Consider the following 18,824-nt stretch of genomic DNA (forward strand, 5'->3'; position numbering starts at 1 on the left):
CCTCCCACCCCGCGGCCGGCAGGGCGAGCCCGGTGGCGTCACGAGCCGCGGAGGTAGGTGAGGACGGCGGCCACCCGCCGGTCGCTGCCCGGATCGACCGGCAGCTTGGCGAAGATGTTGCCGATGTGCTTGCGCACGGCCGCCTCGCTGACGAAGAGGCCGGCCGCGATGGCCTGGTTGGTGTGGCCCTCGGCCATCAGCGCCAGCACCTCGAGCTCACGCGCGGTGAGAGCGGCCAGGGGTCCGTCGGCGCGGTTGCGGCGCAGGAGCTGACGGACCACCTCGGGGTCGACGACCGTGCCGCCCGCGGCCACCCGGTCCAGGCTCTCGAGGAAGTCGCGGACGTGCCCGACCCGGTCCTTCAGCAGGTAGCCGATCCCTCCGCCGGGAGCCGAGTCGAGCAGGTCGGCGACGTAGGCGTCGGCGATGTAGGCCGAGAGCACCATGACGGCGGTTCCGGGGTGCTCCGTCCGGACCGCCATCGCGGCCCGCAGCCCCTCGTCGGTGTGCGTCGGGGGCATCCGGATGTCGGTGACCACCAGGTCGGGGGTGGTGCGCTGCACGAACGCGAGCAGGGAGTCGGCGTCCGCGACGTCGGCGAGGACCCGGTGGCCCGCGCGTTCCAGGATCCGCACCAGTCCTTCGCGGAGCAGGGCCTCGTCCTCGGCCACCACGACCGTCAGTGGGCGCACTACGGGAGCGGACATGTCATCCTCACCGTCGTCGGGCCGCCGGGCGGGCTGGTGATTCGCAGCGAGCCGTCCATCGCATCGACCCGCAGCCGGAGCCCTTCCAGCCCGGAGCCCGGCCTCGCCCCGGCACCACCCTTCCCGTCGTCGCTGACGCTGAGCACCAGCGCGCCCGCCTCCGTCCAGGCGTGGACCTGCGCCGCCCCGGCTCCGGAGTGGCGGACGACGTTGGTCAGCGCCTCGCTGACGAAGAAGTAGGCGGCCGCCTCGACCGCTCCCGGCAGCCGCTCCTGCAGAGCGAGGTCGACGTGGACGGGCACCGGCGAGCGGTCGGCGATCTCGTGGACGGCCGCGGTGAGGCCGTGGTCGGTGAGCACCCTCGGATGGATGCCGCGCACGGTGGTGCGCAGCTCGGCGAGGGCCTGCTCGGCCTGCTCGTGTGCCTGCCTGATCAGCGTGAGCGCCGGTCCCTCGGCCTCGAGCTCGGCCGACCCGAGGGTCATCGTGAGCGCGAGCAGCCGCTGCTGGACGCCGTCGTGCAGGTCGCGCTCGATCCGCCGGCGTTCGGCCTCGAAGGCGTCGACCAGCCCGCTGCGGGAACGGCGCACGGCGGCGACCGCCTCCGCCTGCTCGGCGCCCGGCGGATCGAGCAGCAGCCGGGCGAGCGCGGCGTGACCGCAGGCGAGCCACGTGACGACGTACGCCGCGACGACGAGGAGGACGACGCCGAGGAGCGGTGCGGCCCAGATCTCGCGGGGGGAGTCGATCCGCCAGCCGGCGACGTCGATCACGTCGACCCCCGCGAGCCAGGGGGCGAGGAGCAGGAGGACGGGCACGAGGACGACGACGGCGGCGAGGAGCCCGACCAGCCAGCCGAGGGTGGCGAGCAGCGCCAGGTGGCCGATCTCTCCCCACGCCACGGGGCGGTCTCGCTGCCCCCGCATCGCCCCCCACAACGCCACGCGTAGCGCGGCCCACCCGCCGGATCGGTCGTCGGGGAGGACCAGGCCGAGCCGCCGACGTTCCAGCACGGCCGCCAGGCGCGCGAGGGCGGGCACGGCGGCGAGGACGAAGAACCCGACGACCAGGACCAGGGTGGCCAGCCCGACCCCCAGGACCAGGGCGACCAGCAGCAGCCAGGCCAGGCCGACGACGACCGAGCCGAGGGAGTAGGCGAGCGCCCGCCACGGCCACGCCGAGAGCAGGAACCGCCCCGGGCGCCCGCGCACCGCGGTCCAGGCGTCGGGATACCTCGTCATCGGCACAACCCTAGAGTCCGGCGCCCCCGCGTGGGATAGCGCGTGCGCTACCTCGGTGTGGCGTGCAGGCCCGGGTGTCACGGCCCGCGCGCTGGTGCAGTGGGAGCCATGACCAGCACCCTCACCACCGCGCCCCCCGCGGTGACGCTCGACGGCATCGCCCACACCTACGGCTCCCGGGCCGGGGGCGTGCGGGCGCTGCACGGCGTGACGCACGTGTTCCACCGTGGCACCTTCACCGCGATCATGGGCCCGTCGGGGTCCGGCAAGTCGACCCTGCTCCAGGTCGCCGCCGGCCTGGAACGCCCCACCGACGGTCACGTGGTGATCGGCCGGACACCGCTGGGGCGGCTCAAGGAGAACGAGCTGACCCGCCTGCGCCGGACGTCGATGGGGTTCGTCTTCCAGGCCTACAACCTGCTCGACGCCCTCACGGCGTTCGACAACGTCGCCCTGCCCGCCCGGCTGGCGGGCGTCCGGGTGGAGCGCGCCGCCGTGCTGCGCGCCCTCGCCGGGGTGGGGCTGGCGGAGCAAGCCGGACGCCGGCCCTCGCAGCTGTCGGGTGGCCAGCAGCAGCGCGTGGCGATCGCCCGGGCCCTGCACACCAGGCCCGAGGTGCTCTTCGCCGACGAGCCCACCGGGGCACTCGACCGCAGGACCGGGCGGGACGTGCTCGCCCTCCTGCGGGCGGTGGCGGACGCCGGACAGACGGTCGTCATGGTCACCCACGACCCGGTGGCCGCCTCGTACGCCGACTCCGTCCTCTTCCTGGCCGACGGCCGCGTCGTCGGCCACCTCGAGCACGCGAGCGCGGACGCGATCGCGACCACCATGAACGGACTCGAGCGGTGATCCTCCCCCTGGCCTGGCAGAGCGCGCGCGCCACCTGGCGGGGCTACCTGGGCGCGTTCGTGGCGCTGGCCCTGGGGGTCACCCTCCTGGCCGTGACCACCGCGCTGGTCTCCGCGACCGACGCCACCGCGAGCCGAGAGGGCCTCACCGCCGCCCAACGCCTGCAGCTCGACGGGCTGGCCAGCCTCTTCGGCATCATGGCGGGCGTCTCGATGTTCATGGCGATCTTCGTGGTGGGCAGCACCTTCTCCTTCGTCGTCGCCGCCCGCCAGCGCGAGCTGGGGCTGCTCCGGCTGATCGGGGCGACGCCCCGACAGGTCCGCCGCCTGCTCCTGGGCGAGGCCGCGGTCGTCGCCACCGCGGCCACGCTCGCCGGGGGCCTGCTGGGCTCCCTCGCCGTGCCGGGGGTGCTGTGGGGCGTCCGCGTCCTCGGCATCACCGACCTTCACCTGAGCGCGCCCGGCTCGTGGACCACCTGGGCCCTCGCGGCACCCAGCGGGGCGACGGTCGCCCTCCTCGGGGCCCGGCGTGCCTCGCGCCGCGCGTCGCGGACCTCGCCCGCCTCGGCGCTGCGGGAGGCGGCCGTCGTCCCCACCCGTCCCTCCGTCGGGGCGCTCCTCGCCGCCGCGCTCTGCTTCGGGACCCTGCTGGTCACCTTCGCGCTCGCCCCGGACCTGCCGCCGCTCCTCGCGCTGATCGCCGCGATCGTGCTGCCGCAGGTCGCGGTCGTCGGCATCCTGGCGATCGGCCCGGCGCTGGTCCCACGCCTCGGGGCCCTGCTCGCCCGCCCGTTCGTCGGCCGTCACGTCACCGCTCGGATGGCGCGCGACGAGCTGAGGGCAGCTGCCCGGACGACGTCCGCGGTCGCCGCGCCGATCATCGCGATCTCGGCGATCGCCGGCTCCCTGATGCTCGCGCTCAGCTTCACCGCGGACTGGACGACCGCCCTCAACACCGCCCAGCTCCGGGCGTCGCTGGTGGTGGAGGGGGCCGACCCGGGTCAGGCGGCCACCCTGGCGGCGGACCGGCGGATCGCCGCGGCCGACGTGCAGCGGCAGGTCACCTGGCAGCTCGGCGAGGACGGCGGGGCGGGCTACCGCGAGCAGGTCGAGGTGGTCGACCCGGTCAGCGCGGCCGCCGCCCGGGGGCTGCGTGCCACCAGGGGCGACCTCGGTGACCTGCACGGTCGCGCGATCGCCGTCACCGAGGGCTGGGCGAGCGACTCCGGGACCGGACTGGGAGGCACGGTCCGGGTCCGGATCGAGGGGGAGCGGATCGGCCTGCGTGTGGTCGCCGTGGTGCCGGAGGCCCCGGACCTGTACGCCGACCTCCTGGTCGCCCCCGACGTGGTGCCGGGCGTGGCGGGTCGTCCGACCGGCACGGTCTTCGTGACACCGCGGCCGGGCGTGGGACCGACGGCGCTGACCGAGAACCTCGCCGAGGGCCTGACGGGGACGCCCGCGCGGCTGCTGTCGGCCCAGGAGTGGATCGAGGCCACCGATGCCCGGACCCGGCGCTCGAACGACGTCGGACTCGTCGTCCTCCTCGGACCGGCAGCGCTCTACGCCGGGATCGCGATCATCAACGCCACCCTGATCGGCGCCTCCCAGCAGCGTCGCCAGCGCCGGCTGCTGGCCCTCCTCGGCGCCACCCACGACCAGGTGCGCCGAGCGTCGATCTGGCAGGCCGGCCTGGTCAGCGCCACCGGGCTGCTGCTGGGCGGGACGATCACGGTCAGCCTGGGCTGGCTGATCCGGACGGCCACGACCGCCGACCTGGCGGGCACCGGAGTCGCCGTACCGCTGACGATCCCGTGGCTGCCCCTGCTGGCGACCGCGTCGACCTGTCTGGCGCTGGGCGTCCTCGCCGCGCTGGTGGGCTCGAGGAGTGCTCGCGTCCTGCACCGCCTGCGGCGAGAAGGGGGGAAGACGGAGCCCCTCGTCCTGGCCTAGCGTGCAAGGCATGAGCCGACTCCTGCGTGCCGTCGCCCTGCTCGCCTCGCCCGCGCTGCTCGCCGGCGCGCTGGCCGCCCCGGTCCCTGCGGCGGCACCGCCGCCGGAGCCCCTCGTGGTGGTCCCGCCGGTCGGGGCACTGCCGCTCGGTGACCCGATCGCCGGGCCGCACCTGGAAGACCGGCGCACCCTGGTCGACGGCGACGTGCGGATCCGGGTCCCGGCCGACGTCTGGATCGTCGGCCGCACGGGGCGGGCGTACGTCGTGGAGGAGTACAAGCGCAACAACCTCGTCGACGTCCTGCGGGTCACCCGCGACGGGCGGCTCCGGACGCTCGCCAGCGACGTCGACGGCTCGCAGCTCTCCGCCGACGGCACCCTCCTGGCCACCAGCCTGCTGGTCCGCTTCCGCACCGAGGTGCGGGTGCGGCAGGCGCGCACCGGCCGGCTGCAGGCGAGCCGCACGGTGAACGAGGGGGTCTGGGCGATCGGCGTCGACGAACAGCGTGTGCTGCTCGGGGGCGTCGGCGGGGCCAGCGGGGGGACCCACCTGTGGAACCACCGGACCGGCCGGATCAAGCGGCTCAGCGGCCAGAGCGCGTACGCCGCCAACCTCGAGCGGGGCCTGTACGCGCGCCACACCGACGACGCCGACCAGTACAACGGCGGCTGCACGGTCATCGCCAGGATCGGCTCCGGGAAGACGCTGTGGCGCACCTGCGGTGAGTCGGTGGAGGCTTTCTCGGCGGACGGCCGGTCGGTGCTCACGATGGGCAACGGCGGATCGTCCGCGAGGGTGCGCACCGTGCGCGGCGAGCGGGTGGTCCGCTACGGGGTGCGCTACCCCGACGCGCTCCAGTACGCCGAGTGGGACACCGACGGGCGGGTGCTGCTCGGCATCGACGACGAGGACGGGCGCAGCTTCGTGGTGGCCTGCTCCGGGGCGGAGTGCCGGCGCACCTCCTGAGCCGTCAGCGGCGTACGGCGCCGGGGGAGGCGGTCCGGGAGGCGGCCGCCACCGCGCCCGCGGAGCAGAGGATCGCCACCAGGTAGACCGCGACGAACGGGTCCAGCGCCGACCCGTCGGTGCGGGCGAAGACCACACCGGTGACCGAGAGCGCGAGCGCCGCCCCGAGCGAGTCCGCGACCGCCAGCGCCGAGGAGTTGGCGCCCCGGTCGCGTTCGGTGGAGTGCTGGAGCATCGCCACGCCGAGCCGCGGGAAGCCGAACCCCATGCCGGCGCCGGCGAAGACGTAGGCGAGCATCGCCAGCGGCGCCGGGGCCTCGAGCTGGATCACCAGCGTGACCAGGCAGACGCCGAGGAGCACCCCCGAGGTGCCGATCACCAGGGCGCGGGTGTGCGAGACCTTCGGCAGCCGCGACTGCACCTGGCTGGCGGCCGCCCAGACCACGCCGACCCCGGTGAGCGCCAGCCCGGCGGTCGCCGCGGCGATGCCCCAGCGCTCCTTGAGCACGAAGACGATGTAGGCCTCGGCGCAGAAGAAGCCCGCGCTCATCAGGCCTCGGGTGGCGATCACCGAGGGCAGGCCGCGGGCCAGCCGCAGGGTCCCGGCCGGCATCAGCCGCCCGAGCGCCAGCACCACCACGACCAGGCAGCCCCCGGCCAGCGGGAGGGAGGAGTCGAGCAGCTTCACCCCGAGCGCGGCCACCGCGGCCACCACGGCCCAGGCCAGTCGGGAGAGGGGGACCCGGTCGGCGTGCTCGTTGCCCGCCGGCGCGGTGCGCAGCGTGGGCAGGAGCACCACCAGCGCCAGCAGGATCAGGGCCACCACGCCGAGGAAGACCCAGCGCCAGCCGAACGCGTCGGCGACCAGCGCCGCCAGGTAGGGGCCGAAGAGGGCCGGCAGCACCCAGGCGGCGGCGAAGCTCGCGAAGATCGCCGGCTGGAGCCGCGGCGGGTAGAGGACCCCGACCACCACGTAGAGCACCACGGTCGCGGCACCCCCGCCGAGACCCTGCAGCACCCGGCCGGCGACCAGCACCTCCATGGTCGGCGCCGTCCCGCAGACCACCAGCCCGGCGGAGAGGGCGAGCAGGGCGGCCACCAGCGGCACGGTCGGCCCCCGGCGGTCGCTCCACATGCCCGCCGCGACCATGCCGATGACGCTGCTCGCCAGCGGGGAGGCGAAGGCCAGGGCGTAGAGCCCGACGCCGTCCAGCCGCTCGGCCACCTCCGGCATCACCGTGGTGACCGCCAGCGACTCGAAGGCGACGATCGCGATCAGGCCGAACGCCGCGACGGTGGTGGCGAGGTACGCCGGGGAGAGGATGCCGCCGGTGTCCGGGGCCGGGGTGGTGCTCACCCGTGGAGGGTAGGCGGTGCCGGAGGGCTGCCTCTCAGCGGGCGATCAGCGGGAGATGGCGGCGTACGACGCCCCCAGCAGCGCGACCAGGTCGTCCGGCGCGAGCTCGACGTCGAGGCCCCGCTTGCCGGCGGAGACCAGGATCGTCTCGTGCAGGATCGCGCTCTCGTCGACCACCGTCGGCAGCAGGGTCCGCTGGCCCAGCGGGGAGATGCCGCCCACCACGTAGCCGGTCGTCCGGGACGCGACGGCCGGGTCCGCCATCGTCGCCTTCTTGCCACCCAGCGCGGCGGCGATCGCCTTGAGGTCGAGCTTGGTGGAGACCGGGACGACGCCCACCGCCAGCTCGGTGCCGCGGGCGGTCGTCACGTCGACCAGCAGGGTCTTGAAGACGCGCTGCGGGTCCACCCCCAGCGCCTCCGCCGCCTCCATCCCGTAGGACGCCGCGCGCGGGTCGTGGGTGTAGGGGTGCAGCGCGTGCGCCACCCCGGCCGCCTCGAGCACGTCGGTTGCCGGGGTGCCGCCGCCCGCCTTCTTCGCCATGGGCAGAGGTTAGGACCCCTCCAGCATCCCCAACGCGTAGCCGACCTGGCCGACGTGCTGGGTGACGTCGTTGACCACGCTGACCAGCCGGACGCCGAGGGTGACGGGCGGGTCCCAGGAGTCGTCCACGACCCGCTCCAGGTCGTCGTCGGCGAGCTGTTCCAGGATCTCCAGGGTGCGGGCGTGCACGGCGTCCGCGTAGCCCAGCAGCTGCTCGGCGTCCGCCCGGAACCGCCCCACCTCCGCGGCGCTCTGGCCGTAGCCGTGGGCGTCGCGGTCGTAGGGGAGGGCGAACCGCTCCACCCAGCCCTGGTGCCACACCTGGGTGCCGGAGACGAGACCGGCCAGGTGGTCGTCCTGCACGCGCAGCGCGTGCCAGGCGATCCACCCGACCGGGTTGGCGTGGGGCCCGGGACGGGCCACGAGCGTCTCGGGGGAGAGACCGGAGAGGTGGTCGTGCCACGACTCGTGGGTGCGGCCGAAGAGGTCGGTGACGAGGGCGGTCCACATGCTCTGCACGCTAGACCCGCCCCCGTCCCCGCGTCACCCACTGCTCCCTGCTACTCCAGGGCGAGCCCGGCGGCCGGCGCGACCCGGCTGGCTCGCCTGGCCGGCAGCACACAGGCGGCGAGCCCCGCCAGCGCCGCCACCGCGACCACCGCGGCCAGCTGGAACGCCGGGACGGCGAAGCCGATCTCGTCGGCCACCTGACCGACCATCACCTGGACCGCGACCCAGGCGAAGGTCAGGCCGATCGCGGTGCCGAGCACGGTGGCGACCAGCGAGAGCAGGAGTCCCTCGACGGCCATCGCCCGGCGCAGCTGGGCGCGGGTGAGGCCCATGGCCCGCAGCAGCGCGTTCTCCCGGCCGCGCTCGAGCACCGAGAGGCCCAGGGTGTTGGCGATGCCGACCAGGGCGATCACCACCGCGATCCCGAGCAGGCCGACCACGGCACCGGTGAGCACGTCGATCTGCTGGCCGACCCAGACCCGTTCGGAGTGGCTGTCGAGCAGGTCGGCGCCGGTGGTCGAGGCGAGCAGCGCGAGGTCGCCCCGCAGGTCCTCGGGGTCGGCCCCGTCCTCGGCGCGGACCCACAGTGCCGAGGGCACCTGCTCGGGCGCGAGCTCCGACAAGGTGGCGTCCGAGACCAGGCCGGCCGGCCCCCAGCCGCTGCCGCCCTCCACCTGGAGGTCGAGCTCGCGGTCCCCGACCCGGACGGTCACCGTGCCGTCCTCCGCCCGCTGCTTCGTGCCCCGCGGGTCGAGGGTGTTGAGCACGTCGAAGGGCAGGTAGACCACCCCGTCGTCCGGGGTCAGCCTCGACGGGTCGCGCGCCACCGCGACGTCGCCCACCGCGACCAGCGAGACCTCCCCGGCGCCGACCACCTCGGCGGTGGTGCCGGGCAGGAGGACCGCCTCCCGCACCCCCTCGAGGGCCGCGGCGCGGGTCGCGGTGTCGTCCGCCAGCGGCTGGTCGACGGCGGTGAGCACCGCGTCCACCGGGTTGGAGAGGTCCATCTCCTCGTCGACGATCGCCCGCGAGCTGTGCAGCCCGGTGAGCACCGCGGTGGTCAAGGTGACCCCGACCAGCAAGGAGGCGGCCGTGGTCGCCGTACGCCGCGGGTTGCGCACCGCGTTGCCGGTGGCGAGCCGGCGCACCGGCCCGTCGCCCATCAGCCGGCCGGTCAGCCGGATCAGCGCGGGCACCAGCACCGGCCCCAGCAGCAGCACACCGAGGAAGGTCACCGTGCCGCCGGCGAACATCGGGACCAGCTCGTGCTGGGCCACCGCGACGGCGAGCAGTGCGGTGCCGCCGACCAGCGCGAGCGCCGCCATCCCCAGGCGCACCAGGCCGGCCCGCGAGGCGACCTCGACCCCGGTGTCGGGTCGCAGCGCGGCCAGCGGGGCGACCCGGGTGGCGGCCCGGGTGGGCACCCAGGCCGCGGCCACGGTGACCAGGGTGCCGACCACCACCGAGCCGACCACCCAGCCGGGCCCGAAGGACGGGGAGCCGATCGCCGGGAACCAGCGGCTGATCAGCGCCACCACGCCGGTCCCGGCCAGCATGCCGAGCAGCACCCCGCCCGCGGAGGAGACCAGCCCGAGGGCCAGCGCCTCCAGCCGGATCGAGCGGCGCAGCTGGCGGCGGGTGACCCCGACGCAGCGGAGCAGGGCGAAGTCGCGCATCCGCTGGGCGAAGAGGATGGAGAAGGTGTTGGCGATCACCATCACCGCCACGAAGAGGGCGATCGCAACGAAGAGCAGCGCCATGATCGCCAGGTAGTCGACGCCGCGGACGATCTCGGCCTGTCGCTGGGCCACGTAGTCGGGGGTGCTCCACACCTCCACGTCCCTGGCGACCCGCTCGGCCTCCTCGGCGGTGCCGCCCCAGGCGATCGCGTCGACCCACAGCGACTCGTCGAACCGGCTCAGGTCGGCCCACGGGAGGTAGAGCGCGGCGCTGGTCATGGCCGGGGTGTCGACCAGTCCGACCACCTCGATCTCGACGGTGTCGCGGCCTGACCCGACGACCAGCGTGTCGCCGACCGTCAGGCCCTCCTGCTTCGCGGCGTTGTGGTCCGCCACCGCCTCGCCGGGGGCGGCCGGCTGCCGGCCGGCCTTGAGGTCGAGCCACTGCAGGCTCTCCTCGAGCGGCGCCTCGGAGATCTGGACGTCGTCGCCCAGGATCACCCCGTCGCGGGTGACCCGCTCCGTCGCATAGCCGTGGGTGGCGGCCGGGATGCCCCGCTCGGCGGCGTGGCTCATCAGCCGGGCGGTGTCCTCGTTGCCCACGTAGCCGAGGACCACCTCGACGTTCTCGAAGGGTGCCCCGACGTCGGCGGTCAGGCCCTCGCGCATCGCGCTGGAGACCCCGTTGGTGACCATGATGAAGGTGACGCCGATGACCACGGCCACGGCGGAGGCGACGTACCGGCGGGTGTGGTGGCGCAGCGAGGCCAGCAGCACGGTCCGCATGCCCGTGCCCCTGCCGCGGCTCACTGCCGGACCTTGCGGCGCAGCGCGGTGATGAGCTCGTCCTGGCCGGGGTCGACCAGGTGGGCGCTGATCGCGCCGTCGTGGATGACCACCACGTCGTCGGCGTACGCCGCGGCGTCGAGCTCGTGGGTCACCATCACCACGGTCATCCCAAGCTCGCGCACCGAGCGGCGCAGGTGACCGAGCACCTCGGCGCTGGCCTCGCTGTCGAGGTTGCCGGTGGGTTCGTCGGCGAAGACGATGTCGGGCTGGGTCACCAGCGCCCGGGCGATCGCGACCCGCTGCTGCTGACCGCCGGAGAGCTGGCTGGGCAGGTGGCCGAGCCGGTCGGCGAGGCCGAGGACGCCGACCACCGCGTCGTAGCGCTCCCGGTCGACGGGGCGCCCGGCGAGCTCGAGCGGCAGCAGGATGTTCTGGCCGGCGGTGAGCATCGGCAGCAGGTTGAAGGCCTGGAAGACGAAGCCGATGTGCTCGCGGCGGAAGAGCGTGAGCTCGGTGTCGTCCATCCCGGCCAGCTCGCGGCCGGCGGCCGAGACGGTGCCGCTGGTGGCGGCGTCGAGGCCGGCCAGGCAGTGCATCAGGGTCGACTTCCCGGAGCCCGACGGCCCCATGATCGCGGTGAACCGCCCGGCGGGGAGATCGAGGTCGACACCGCGCAGCGCGTGCACGGCGTGGTCGGCGTGGCCGTAGGTCTTGGTCAGCCCGCGGGCGGTCGCGGCCAGCTGGGTCCGGGCCGGTCCCGCGAGGTCGGAGTGCTCAGTGGTGGTCATGGTGACCAGGCTGCCGCGGATCCGGCCGCGTTCCGTCGGCCCGCGGGGCGAACGCGGGGTACGACGAGGGGCGGACGCCGGGGACCCGGCGTACGACCTGGGGAGGACGGCTGGAGCGGTTCGCTAGCCTCGCCCGCATGTTGCTGAACCGCCAGGACGTCCTCACCGCCGCCGCCACCGGGGCCGCCACCCTGATCGACCCCCGCCGCCTCTCCCCGCGGATGCGCCGTGCCTACCGGCTCGGGGCCACCGCCTTCGTCGGGGTGGGTGGCTACGCCGCCACGGGGCAGATGGAGGAGGACGTGCTGCTCCCGCCGCCGGCCCGCGCCGCGATCGCCGGCGGGATCGCCGCGGTGGTCTACGGGACCTTCGGCGGCGCCGAGAGGCTGGACGCCGCCTCGGTCGACTGGCTGGCCCGGCGCGGGGTGAAGCGGCCCCGCGTGGTGCTCGCCGTGGCCGGCACCGCGGCGACCCTGGGCATGACCGCCCTGGAGAAGTGGGGAGAGCGTCGAGAGGCCGAGAAGAAGACCGCGGTCGACGCCGACGAGATGGTCGACGTCACGCCGGACCCGGCCGAGGACGACCACAGCGCCTGAGGCTCACACCTCCGGGTTGCTCGCAGCCATGATCAGCAGCGCGAGCAGGAACGCCCAGCCCCCGGTGAGCCGGCGTGGGCTCCGGGGTGCCGGCAGCACGGCCGCGGCGCCCCCGAGCACCAGGTAGGCCACCGAGCCGACCGGACCGCCCAGCAGCACCAGCCAGGTCCAGGCCGCGCGGGTGGCCCGCTGCGGGCTGGCCTGCAGCCGCACCGCCGCGAACGTGCCGAGCCAGAGGACCAGGAGCACGAAGAGCGACCACATCGGCGTGCGCCAGCCGAAGAGAAGCGCGTGAGCGGTGCGGTGGCCCACCTCGACGACCTGCACGTCCGGGTCGAGGGTGGCCATCCGGTCGGCCAGGCCGGGCTCGACGACACGGACCCGTGGTCCGTCCTGCTGCTGCTGGGCCTGCTGGGCCTGCTGGGCCTGGCGGCCCGGGGTGGCCTCGATCGCCGATGCCTCCCGCACGGTCCAGCCGGCGCGCCACACCAGCTGGACGCCGGCGTACCCCGTCGACCCCGGCTGGAGACCGCCCACGACCTCCACCCGCTCGACCTTCCCCGAGCGGAGGTCCGACTCCAGGCTCTCCAGGGTTGCGGGTCGCACCCCGACCAGGCTGAGCCAGACCACCAGCAGCACCCACGCGGCCAGGAGCAGCCGAGCCGCCCACCGGCCCGTGGTCGCCCCGTGCCGGTCCGACGCCGCCTGCGAGGGGGCGGTCGTCGTCCCGACCGTGCCGGTCACGGCGTGACCAGGCCGGTCTCGTAGGCGAGCACCACCAGCTGCACCCGGTCCCTGGACCCGGTCTTCGCCAGGATCCGGCCCACGTGCGTCTTGACCGTGGTCTCGGCGACCACCAGGTCGGCGGCGATCTCGGGGTTGGTCCGGCCGCGGGCCACCAGCCCGAGCACCTCGCGCTCGCGCTCGGTGAGGGCGGCGAGCCGGTCGTCGCCCGGTGCCGCGGCGCCCGGCTCGGGCAGGGCGGCGAAGTGGTCGAGGAGCCGCCGGGTGGTGCTCGGCGCGACCACCGCATCACCGGCGTGCACCGCCCGGATCGCCCCGAGCAGGTCGGGCGGGGTGGCGTCCTTGAGCAGGAACGCCGAGGCGCCGGCGCGGATGGCGGCGAAGGCGTACTCGTCGAGGTCGAAGGTGGTCAGCACGATGATCCGCGGACCCTCCGGCGTGCCGGCCAGTCGCCTGGTCGCCTCCACGCCGTCCATCCGCGGCATCCGCACGTCCATCAGCACCACGTCGGCCGCGGTGACCGCGAGCTGCTGCAGCGCCTCGCCGCCGTCGCCGGCGTCCCCGACCACGACCATGTCGTCCTGGCTCTCCACCAGCATCCGGAAGCCGGCGCGGACCATCTGCTGGTCGTCGACCAGGAAGACCCGGATCGGCGCCCCGGCCGCCGTGAACGCACCGGTCGCACCGGTCGACACCCGCGCAGAGCTCACCGGGGGATCCTCGCACGCACCTCGAACCCGCCGCCAGGAGCCGGGCCGGCCTGCACCGACCCCCCGTGCACGGCCGCCCGCTCCCGCATCCCGACCAGGCCGTGGCCGTCCCCCTGGGGTGCGGCCGCGCCGCGCCCGTCGTCGCAGACCTCCACCAGCACCTCGCGGCCGACCTCGACGGCGACCCGGACCGAGGCCGCGGGACCGGCGTGCTTGCGGACGTTGGTGAGCGCCTCCTGGACGATCCGGTACGCCGCCAGCCCGACCCCCTCGGGCACCGTCCCGGCAAGCTCCGGATCCGGGAGCCGCGCTTCGAGGTCCATCCCCGCCGCGCGCGCCTCGTCGACCAGGTGCGGCAGGTCGGTCAGCCCCGGTTGCGGGCGGACGCCGGAGTCCCCGGAGCGCAGCAGCCCCAGGAGTCGGCGCATCTCGGTCAGCGCCTCGCGACCGGTGCTGCCGATGGTCTCCAGTGTGCGCACCGCCACCTCGGGGTCCTTCTCCGCGGCGTACCTGGCACCGTCGGCCTGCACCACGATGACGGAGAGACCGTGCGCGACCACGTCGTGCATCTCGCGGGCGATCCGCGAGCGCTCGTCCTGCGCGGCCAGCTGCACCTCGCGCTCCGCGATCCGCTCGGCCTGCTCGGCTCGCTCGAGCAGGGTGGCCACGTGCGCCTCGCGGGTGCGGCCCACGGTGCCGAGCGCCCACGAGGTGACGACCATCGCGCTGATGCTGAGGAAGTTGGGCAGCAGGGTGGACCAGGTCAGGTCCAGCGAGAAGCTCCAGTCGACGGTCGCGACCGCGGCCGCGGCGACGCTGACGCCGAGGGCCGCCCAGGCTCCGGCCGCGGTCCCGAAGCGGGCCACCGAGTAGAGCGCCACTGGGAAGGCCAGCTGGCTCCAGAGGGGGGAGTCGATCACCAGCACCTGGCACGCCGACGCCACGGCCACGGTGGCGAAGGCCGCGAGCGGGTGGCCGCGCCGCCACCACAGCGGCACGAGCTGGGCGACCCCCAGGATCGTCCACCAGGGGTCCGCTCCGGAGACGGCGATCACCAGGACGGGCAGGAGGAGACCGGCGACCAGCAGCCGGTCGAAGTAGCGCCGCCCCCGTGGCCCCAGCCGCCAGGGCGCGCGGGTGGTCGGCTGGTCCATGCCGGTCAACGTAGTTGGCGACGGGCCGCCACACGTCAGACCGGAGGAGGATCTGTGCGCGGGTAAGGTCCCCCCATGACCAAGTGGGAGTACTTCACGGCGCCGATCCTCAACCACGCCGCCAAGCAGATCCTTGACAACTTCGGGCACGACGGCTGGGAGCTGGTGCAGCTGATGCCCGGCCCGACGCCCGACAACTACGTGGGCTTCTTCAAGCGCCCCCTCGGTGGGAGCGCCGGCTGATGCACCCCGAGGAGCGGCTCGCTGAGCTCGGTCTCGCCGTCCCGGAGGTGGCCAAGCCGGTGGCGGCCTACGTCCCGGCGGTCCGCACCGGCTCGCTGGTGCTCACCTCCGGCCAGCTGCCGATGCGCGACGGCCGGCTGATCGCCACCGGCAAGGTCGGCGACCAGGTGACCCCCGAGCAGGCCGTGGAGTGCGCGCAGCAGTGCGTGCTCAACGCGATCGCCGCGGTGAAGGCGGAGATCGACGACCTCTCGCTGGTGAAGCGGGTGGTCAAGGTGGTCGCGTTCATCGCCTCGACCCCCGACTTCACCGGGCAGCCGCAGGTGGCCAACGGTGCCTCGGAGCTGCTCGGACAGGTCTTCGGCGACGCGGGCGTGCACGCCCGCTCCGCGGTGGGCGTCCCCGTCCTGCCGCTGGACGCGCCGGTCGAGATCGAGATCATGGTGGAGGTCTGAGCGGTGCAGCACATCGCGCTGCCCGAGCAGCTGGTCGCCCAGGCGCTGCGGTACCGCGACGGTGAGGCGACGCCAGCCGAGCCCCGCGACGCCGCCACCGTGGTGCTGATGCGCCCGGGTGACGGTGAGCCGGACCTCTACCTGCTCCGCCGCCAGACCACGATGGCCTTCGCCGGCGGCATGTGCGTCTTCCCCGGCGGCGGGGTCGATCCCCGCGACGACGACCCGGCCGTGGGCTGGGCCGGACCGTCCCCCGCCGAGTGGGCCGAGCGGCTCTGCGTCGACGAGGAGAAGGCGCGGGCGCTGGTCTGCGCGGCGGTCCGGGAGACCTTCGAGGAGTCCGGGGTGCTGCTGGCCGGCCCGACGGCCGAGACCGTGGTCGACGACACCACCGGCGACGACTGGGAGGCCGACCGGGTCGCCCTGGAGGCGCGCGACCTCCACTTCAGCGACTTCCTGGTGCGCCGGGGGCTGGTGCTCCGCAGCGACCTGCTGGGCGCCTGGTCGGGGTGGCTGACCCCCGAGTTCGAGCCGCGCCGCTACCGGACCTGGTTCTTCGTCGCCACGCTGCCCGCCGGGCAGGTGACCAGGCACGTCGGCACCGAGGCCTCCTCGGTGCGCTGGGTCTCGGCCTCCGAGGCGGTGCGCCGGGTCGACGACCAGGAGATCGGGATGCTGCCGCCCACCTACCTCACCTGCCTCGACCTCACGCAGTACGCCGACCCGGACGCCGTCCTCGCCGGCTCGCGCGGACGCACCGTCGAGATGTTCACCCCCGAGCTGCAGCAGGAGGGCGGGGAGTGGGTGCTCTCGGCCCACCCCGACTACGTCGAGCTGCTCAGCGGGCGTGCGGCCGGACGGTCCCGGTGACCTGGGCGGGGGGCGCCTTCGGCGAGCGGGCGCGCTGCGTCCTCGCCCCCAACGCCAACGCGATGACGCTGGACGGCACCAACACCTGGGTGCTCCGTGAGCCGGGCGCCGCGCGCTCGGTGGTGGTCGATCCCGGACCGTCGATCCTCAGCCACCTCGACCAGGTGGCGTCGTACGCCGAGCAGGTCGGCGTGGTGCTGCTGACCCACCACCACCTCGACCACAGCGAGGCGGCCAAGGAGTTCGCCCAGCGGATGGGGTGCGGCGTCCGGGCGCTCGACCCGGCGCACCGGCTGGGCTCCGAGGGGCTGGGCGACGGCGACGTGGTGGAGGTCGACGGCCTCGAGGTGCACGTGGTCGCCACCCCCGGACACACCTCCGACTCCCTCTCCTTCCTGGTGCCGGCCGACCGGGCGATCCTGACCGGCGACACCGTCCTGGGCCGGGGCACCACCGTCGTGGCCCACCCCGACGGGGAGCTGGGCGCCTACCTGGACTCCCTCGACCGGCTGCACGCCCTGGCGGACACCCGCGAGGCGCAGACGATCTGGCCCGGTCACGGGCCGGTGATCGAGGACGCGCTCGGTGCCCTGGACTTCTACATCGCCCACCGGCGCCAGCGGCTCGCCCAGGTCGAGCAGGCGCTGCTCGACCTCGCCGAGCAGCCGACCCTCGCCGTGGCCCTGACCGAGCTCGACCTCGCCCCGGGCAGTGGCGCCACGGTGACGCCGCGCAGCATCGTGGAGCGGGTCTACGCCGACGTGGACCCGGTGCTGTGGGGGGCGGCGGAGCTCTCGGTGCGCGCCCAGCTCGCCCACCTGGCCTCGCGCTGACTCTCCGTGAGGACGGGGGCAGCGTCCCCGGGCTCTGCGCGGTTTGCCATGATCGACCGGTGAGCTCCCGGATCACCGACCCCCTCCTCCTCTCCCGCGTCGTCTCGGCGGAGGAGGCGGTGGCGCACATCCGCCCGGGCGACAACGTCGGGATGAGCGGGTTCACCGGCGCCGGCTACCCCAAGGCGGTCCCCGCCGCGCTGGCCGCCCGGATGCAGGCGGCCCACGCCCGGGGCGAGGAGTTCCAGGTCGGCCTCTGGACCGGTGCCTCCACCGCGCCGGACGCCGACGGGGTGCTCGCCGAGGCGCGCGGCATCTCGCAGCGGCTGCCCTACAACTCCGACCCGACGCTGCGGGCGCTGATCAACGCCGGCGAGGTCGACTACGTCGACGCGCACCTGAGCCACTCGGCGCCGCACATGTGGTTCGGCTTCTACGGCCACCTGCACGTCGCCGTCGTCGAGGTGACCGCGGTGCTGCCCGACGGGATGCTGGTGCCGAGCAGCTCGATCGGCAACAACAAGACCTGGCTGGACCGCGCCGACAAGGTGATCCTCGAGGTCAACCACTGGCAGCCCCGGGAGTTCGAGGGGTTCCACGACGTCTACTACAAGACGGCGCTGCCCCCGCACCGGCTGCCGATCCCGCTCGACGACCCCACCGACCGGATCGGCGAGCCCTACCTGCGGGTCGACCCGGCCAAGGTCGTCGCGGTGGTGGAGACCAGGTCGCCCGACCGCAACAGCGACTTCACCGCCCCCGACGCCGTCTCCGAGGCGATCGCCGGCCACGTGCTCGACTTCCTGCGTCACGAGGTCGCCGCCGGCCGGATGCCGCCGGAGCTGCTGCCCCTGCAGTCGGGCGTCGGCAACGTCGCCAACGCCGTGCTGGCTGGCCTCGGCGGCAGCGAGTTCACCGACCTGGTCGCCTACACCGAGGTGATCCAGGACGGCATGCTCGACCTGCTCGACAACGGCACGCTGCGCTTCGCCTCGGCCACCTCGTTCGGCCTCTCCAACGCCGGGGTCCAGCGGTTCATGGACGGGATCGACCACTACAAGGGCCGCATCCTGCTGCGCAGCGAGGAGATCTCCAACCATCCCGAGCTGGTGCGTCGGCTCGGCGTGATCGCGATGAACGGGATGATCGAGGCCGACATCTACGGCCACGTGAACTCCACCCACGTGATGGGCTCCGCGGTGATGAACGGGATCGGCGGCAGCGGCGACTTCGCCCGCAACGCCTACCTCAACTTCTTCGTCTCACCGTCGACCGCCAAGGGCGGGGCGATCTCCTCGATCGTGCCGATGGCCAGCCACGTCGACCACACCGAGCACGACGTGCACGTGATCGTCACCGAGCAGGGGCTCGCCGACCTGCGTGGCCTCTCCCCGCACGACCGGGCGCGGAGGATGATCGCGAACTGCGCCCACCCGACGTACCGCGACCGGCTGACCGACTACATGGACCGGGCGATCGCCGCGCGGCCCACCGCCCGGCACACCCCGCACCTGCTCTCCGAGGCGCTGAGCTGGCACCAGCGCTACCTCGACACCGGGAGCATGTGAGCTAGCGGGTACGGCGGCGGAGCAGCAGGAACGCCGCGGCGCCGGCCGCGACCAGCAGCAGGCCCCACGCCCACGGCTGCCACCAGCCCGAGGCCCCCGGCCACTCGGGCCGCTCGGTGGCGAGCGTCGGCTCGTCCAGGACTCCTCAGGGGCGGACGGCGCCGACATCATCACCAGCTGCGCGTCGTCCGGTGCCACCGTGTCCCCGGCCCACCCGCCGGACGTCATCGGGGGTGGTGGCCGGAGCGACCGCTGGTGATGACGTC

At 74.5% G+C, this 18,824-nt stretch carries 19 protein-coding genes; 9 read left to right on the plus strand and 10 right to left on the minus strand.

What is annotated here, in order from left to right; genetic code table 11:
• Window positions 1-38: 38 nt before the first annotated feature.
• Both AC3X7R_RS11370 and AC3X7R_RS11375 read right to left on the minus strand, forming a co-directional pair.
• Window positions 39-707, minus strand: coding sequence for a response regulator transcription factor (locus tag AC3X7R_RS11370; protein ID WP_489965759.1), 669 nt, complete (start codon window positions 705-707; stop codon window positions 39-41).
• The gene (locus tag AC3X7R_RS11375) at window positions 692-1,948 is read right to left on the minus strand and encodes a sensor histidine kinase (RefSeq protein ID WP_489965760.1); all 1,257 of its coding nucleotides are present in this window, start codon (window positions 1,946-1,948) and stop codon (window positions 692-694) included. The genes AC3X7R_RS11370 and AC3X7R_RS11375 overlap by 16 nt, the downstream gene beginning before the upstream one ends.
• A 108-nt stretch (window positions 1,949-2,056) precedes the next feature.
• On the opposite strand from AC3X7R_RS11375, the gene AC3X7R_RS11380 reads away from it, so the two are divergent.
• The 3 genes from AC3X7R_RS11380 to AC3X7R_RS11390 are packed head-to-tail and all read left to right on the plus strand — an operon-like array spanning window position 2,057 to window position 5,719.
• Window positions 2,057-2,800 (plus strand): ABC transporter ATP-binding protein, encoded by a 744-nt coding sequence (locus AC3X7R_RS11380; protein ID WP_489965761.1) that lies wholly within the window; start codon window positions 2,057-2,059, stop codon window positions 2,798-2,800.
• On the plus strand, window positions 2,797-4,752 hold the full coding sequence (locus AC3X7R_RS11385; protein WP_489965762.1) for an FtsX-like permease family protein: 1,956 nt from the start codon (window positions 2,797-2,799) through the stop codon (window positions 4,750-4,752). Before AC3X7R_RS11380 ends, AC3X7R_RS11385 begins: the two co-directional genes overlap by 4 nt.
• Window positions 4,753-4,762: 10 nt before the next feature.
• On the plus strand, window positions 4,763-5,719 hold the full coding sequence (locus AC3X7R_RS11390) for a hypothetical protein (RefSeq protein ID WP_489965763.1): 957 nt from the start codon (window positions 4,763-4,765) through the stop codon (window positions 5,717-5,719).
• A 4-nt stretch (window positions 5,720-5,723) separates the two neighbouring features.
• Here AC3X7R_RS11390 and AC3X7R_RS11395 read toward each other — a convergent pair whose 3' ends face one another.
• Genes AC3X7R_RS11395 through AC3X7R_RS11415 form a run of 5 tightly spaced genes read right to left on the minus strand, consistent with a single transcriptional unit; the run spans window position 5,724 to window position 11,385 of the window.
• A complete protein-coding gene (locus tag AC3X7R_RS11395) occupies window positions 5,724-7,076 on the minus strand; it encodes an MFS transporter (protein ID WP_489965764.1) in 1,353 nt (450 codons plus the stop codon).
• A 45-nt stretch (window positions 7,077-7,121) separates the two neighbouring features.
• Window positions 7,122-7,619 carry a Cys-tRNA(Pro) deacylase gene (gene ybaK, locus AC3X7R_RS11400; protein WP_489965765.1) on the minus strand — a complete coding sequence of 166 codons (498 nt, stop codon included), beginning with the start codon at window positions 7,617-7,619 and terminating at the stop codon, window positions 7,122-7,124.
• A gap of 9 nt (window positions 7,620-7,628) precedes the next feature.
• The gene (locus AC3X7R_RS11405) at window positions 7,629-8,129 is read right to left on the minus strand and encodes a mycothiol transferase (RefSeq protein ID WP_489965766.1); all 501 of its coding nucleotides are present in this window, start codon (window positions 8,127-8,129) and stop codon (window positions 7,629-7,631) included.
• 50 nt (window positions 8,130-8,179) lie between these two features.
• Window positions 8,180-10,594 carry an ABC transporter permease gene (locus AC3X7R_RS11410; RefSeq protein WP_489965767.1) on the minus strand — a complete coding sequence of 805 codons (2,415 nt, stop codon included), beginning with the start codon at window positions 10,592-10,594 and terminating at the stop codon, window positions 8,180-8,182.
• Window positions 10,595-10,614: 20 nt separating this feature from the next.
• Window positions 10,615-11,385, minus strand: a complete 771-nt coding sequence (locus AC3X7R_RS11415) for an ABC transporter ATP-binding protein (RefSeq protein ID WP_489965768.1) — start codon at window positions 11,383-11,385, stop codon at window positions 10,615-10,617.
• A gap of 137 nt (window positions 11,386-11,522) precedes the next feature.
• On the opposite strand from AC3X7R_RS11415, the gene AC3X7R_RS11420 reads away from it, so the two are divergent.
• Window positions 11,523-11,981, plus strand: coding sequence for a hypothetical protein (locus tag AC3X7R_RS11420; protein WP_489965769.1), 459 nt, complete (start codon window positions 11,523-11,525; stop codon window positions 11,979-11,981).
• Window positions 11,982-11,984: 3 nt separating this feature from the next.
• On the opposite strand, the gene AC3X7R_RS11425 is transcribed toward AC3X7R_RS11420, so the two are convergent.
• Genes AC3X7R_RS11425 through AC3X7R_RS11435 form a run of 3 tightly spaced genes read right to left on the minus strand, consistent with a single transcriptional unit; the run spans window position 11,985 to window position 14,589 of the window.
• On the minus strand, window positions 11,985-12,725 hold the full coding sequence (locus AC3X7R_RS11425; protein ID WP_489965770.1) for a hypothetical protein: 741 nt from the start codon (window positions 12,723-12,725) through the stop codon (window positions 11,985-11,987).
• On the minus strand, window positions 12,722-13,435 hold the full coding sequence (locus AC3X7R_RS11430; RefSeq protein ID WP_489965771.1) for a response regulator: 714 nt from the start codon (window positions 13,433-13,435) through the stop codon (window positions 12,722-12,724). Before AC3X7R_RS11430 ends, AC3X7R_RS11425 begins: the two co-directional genes overlap by 4 nt.
• A complete protein-coding gene (locus AC3X7R_RS11435) occupies window positions 13,432-14,589 on the minus strand; it encodes a sensor histidine kinase (protein ID WP_489965772.1) in 1,158 nt (385 codons plus the stop codon). Before AC3X7R_RS11435 ends, AC3X7R_RS11430 begins: the two co-directional genes overlap by 4 nt.
• A 75-nt stretch (window positions 14,590-14,664) precedes the next feature.
• Between AC3X7R_RS11435 and sp36 the strand changes: the two genes are divergently transcribed.
• The 5 genes from sp36 to scpC are packed head-to-tail and all read left to right on the plus strand — an operon-like array spanning window position 14,665 to window position 18,558.
• Window positions 14,665-14,832 (plus strand): Sp36 family protein, encoded by a 168-nt coding sequence (gene sp36, locus AC3X7R_RS11440; protein WP_489965773.1) that lies wholly within the window; start codon window positions 14,665-14,667, stop codon window positions 14,830-14,832.
• On the plus strand, window positions 14,829-15,287 hold the full coding sequence (locus AC3X7R_RS11445; protein ID WP_489965924.1) for a RidA family protein: 459 nt from the start codon (window positions 14,829-14,831) through the stop codon (window positions 15,285-15,287). Before sp36 ends, AC3X7R_RS11445 begins: the two co-directional genes overlap by 4 nt.
• 3 nt (window positions 15,288-15,290) lie before the next feature.
• Complete coding sequence (locus tag AC3X7R_RS11450; protein ID WP_489965774.1) at window positions 15,291-16,157, plus strand: NUDIX hydrolase; 867 nt, start codon at window positions 15,291-15,293, stop codon at window positions 16,155-16,157.
• Complete coding sequence (locus AC3X7R_RS11455; protein ID WP_489965775.1) at window positions 16,154-16,990, plus strand: MBL fold metallo-hydrolase; 837 nt, start codon at window positions 16,154-16,156, stop codon at window positions 16,988-16,990. The genes AC3X7R_RS11450 and AC3X7R_RS11455 overlap by 4 nt, the downstream gene beginning before the upstream one ends.
• 59 nt (window positions 16,991-17,049) lie before the next feature.
• Window positions 17,050-18,558 carry a succinyl-CoA:acetate CoA-transferase ScpC gene (gene scpC, locus AC3X7R_RS11460; RefSeq protein WP_489965776.1) on the plus strand — a complete coding sequence of 503 codons (1,509 nt, stop codon included), beginning with the start codon at window positions 17,050-17,052 and terminating at the stop codon, window positions 18,556-18,558.
• The last annotated feature ends 266 nt before the right edge of the window (window positions 18,559-18,824 follow it).

Source organism: Nocardioides sp. Z22_16, assembly GCF_058134365.1.

Bases quoted from the DNA above. Each gene is read 5' to 3' on its own strand.
- AC3X7R_RS11370 (WP_489965759.1), bottom strand. From the start codon at position 707: ATGTCCGCTCCCGTAGTGCGCCCACTGACGGTCGTGGTGGCCGAGGAC.
- AC3X7R_RS11375 (WP_489965760.1), bottom strand. From the start codon at position 1,948: ATGACGAGGTATCCCGACGCCTGGACCGCGGTGCGCGGGCGCCCGGGG.
- AC3X7R_RS11380 (WP_489965761.1), top strand. From the start codon at position 2,057: ATGACCAGCACCCTCACCACCGCGCCCCCCGCGGTGACGCTCGACGGC.
- AC3X7R_RS11390 (WP_489965763.1), top strand. From the start codon at position 4,763: ATGAGCCGACTCCTGCGTGCCGTCGCCCTGCTCGCCTCGCCCGCGCTG.
- ybaK (WP_489965765.1), bottom strand. From the start codon at position 7,619: ATGGCGAAGAAGGCGGGCGGCGGCACCCCGGCAACCGACGTGCTCGAG.
- AC3X7R_RS11405 (WP_489965766.1), bottom strand. From the start codon at position 8,129: ATGTGGACCGCCCTCGTCACCGACCTCTTCGGCCGCACCCACGAGTCG.
- AC3X7R_RS11410 (WP_489965767.1), bottom strand. From the start codon at position 10,594: ATGCGGACCGTGCTGCTGGCCTCGCTGCGCCACCACACCCGCCGGTAC.
- AC3X7R_RS11415 (WP_489965768.1), bottom strand. From the start codon at position 11,385: ATGACCACCACTGAGCACTCCGACCTCGCGGGACCGGCCCGGACCCAG.
- AC3X7R_RS11420 (WP_489965769.1), top strand. From the start codon at position 11,523: ATGTTGCTGAACCGCCAGGACGTCCTCACCGCCGCCGCCACCGGGGCC.
- AC3X7R_RS11435 (WP_489965772.1), bottom strand. From the start codon at position 14,589: ATGGACCAGCCGACCACCCGCGCGCCCTGGCGGCTGGGGCCACGGGGG.
- sp36 (WP_489965773.1), top strand. From the start codon at position 14,665: ATGACCAAGTGGGAGTACTTCACGGCGCCGATCCTCAACCACGCCGCC.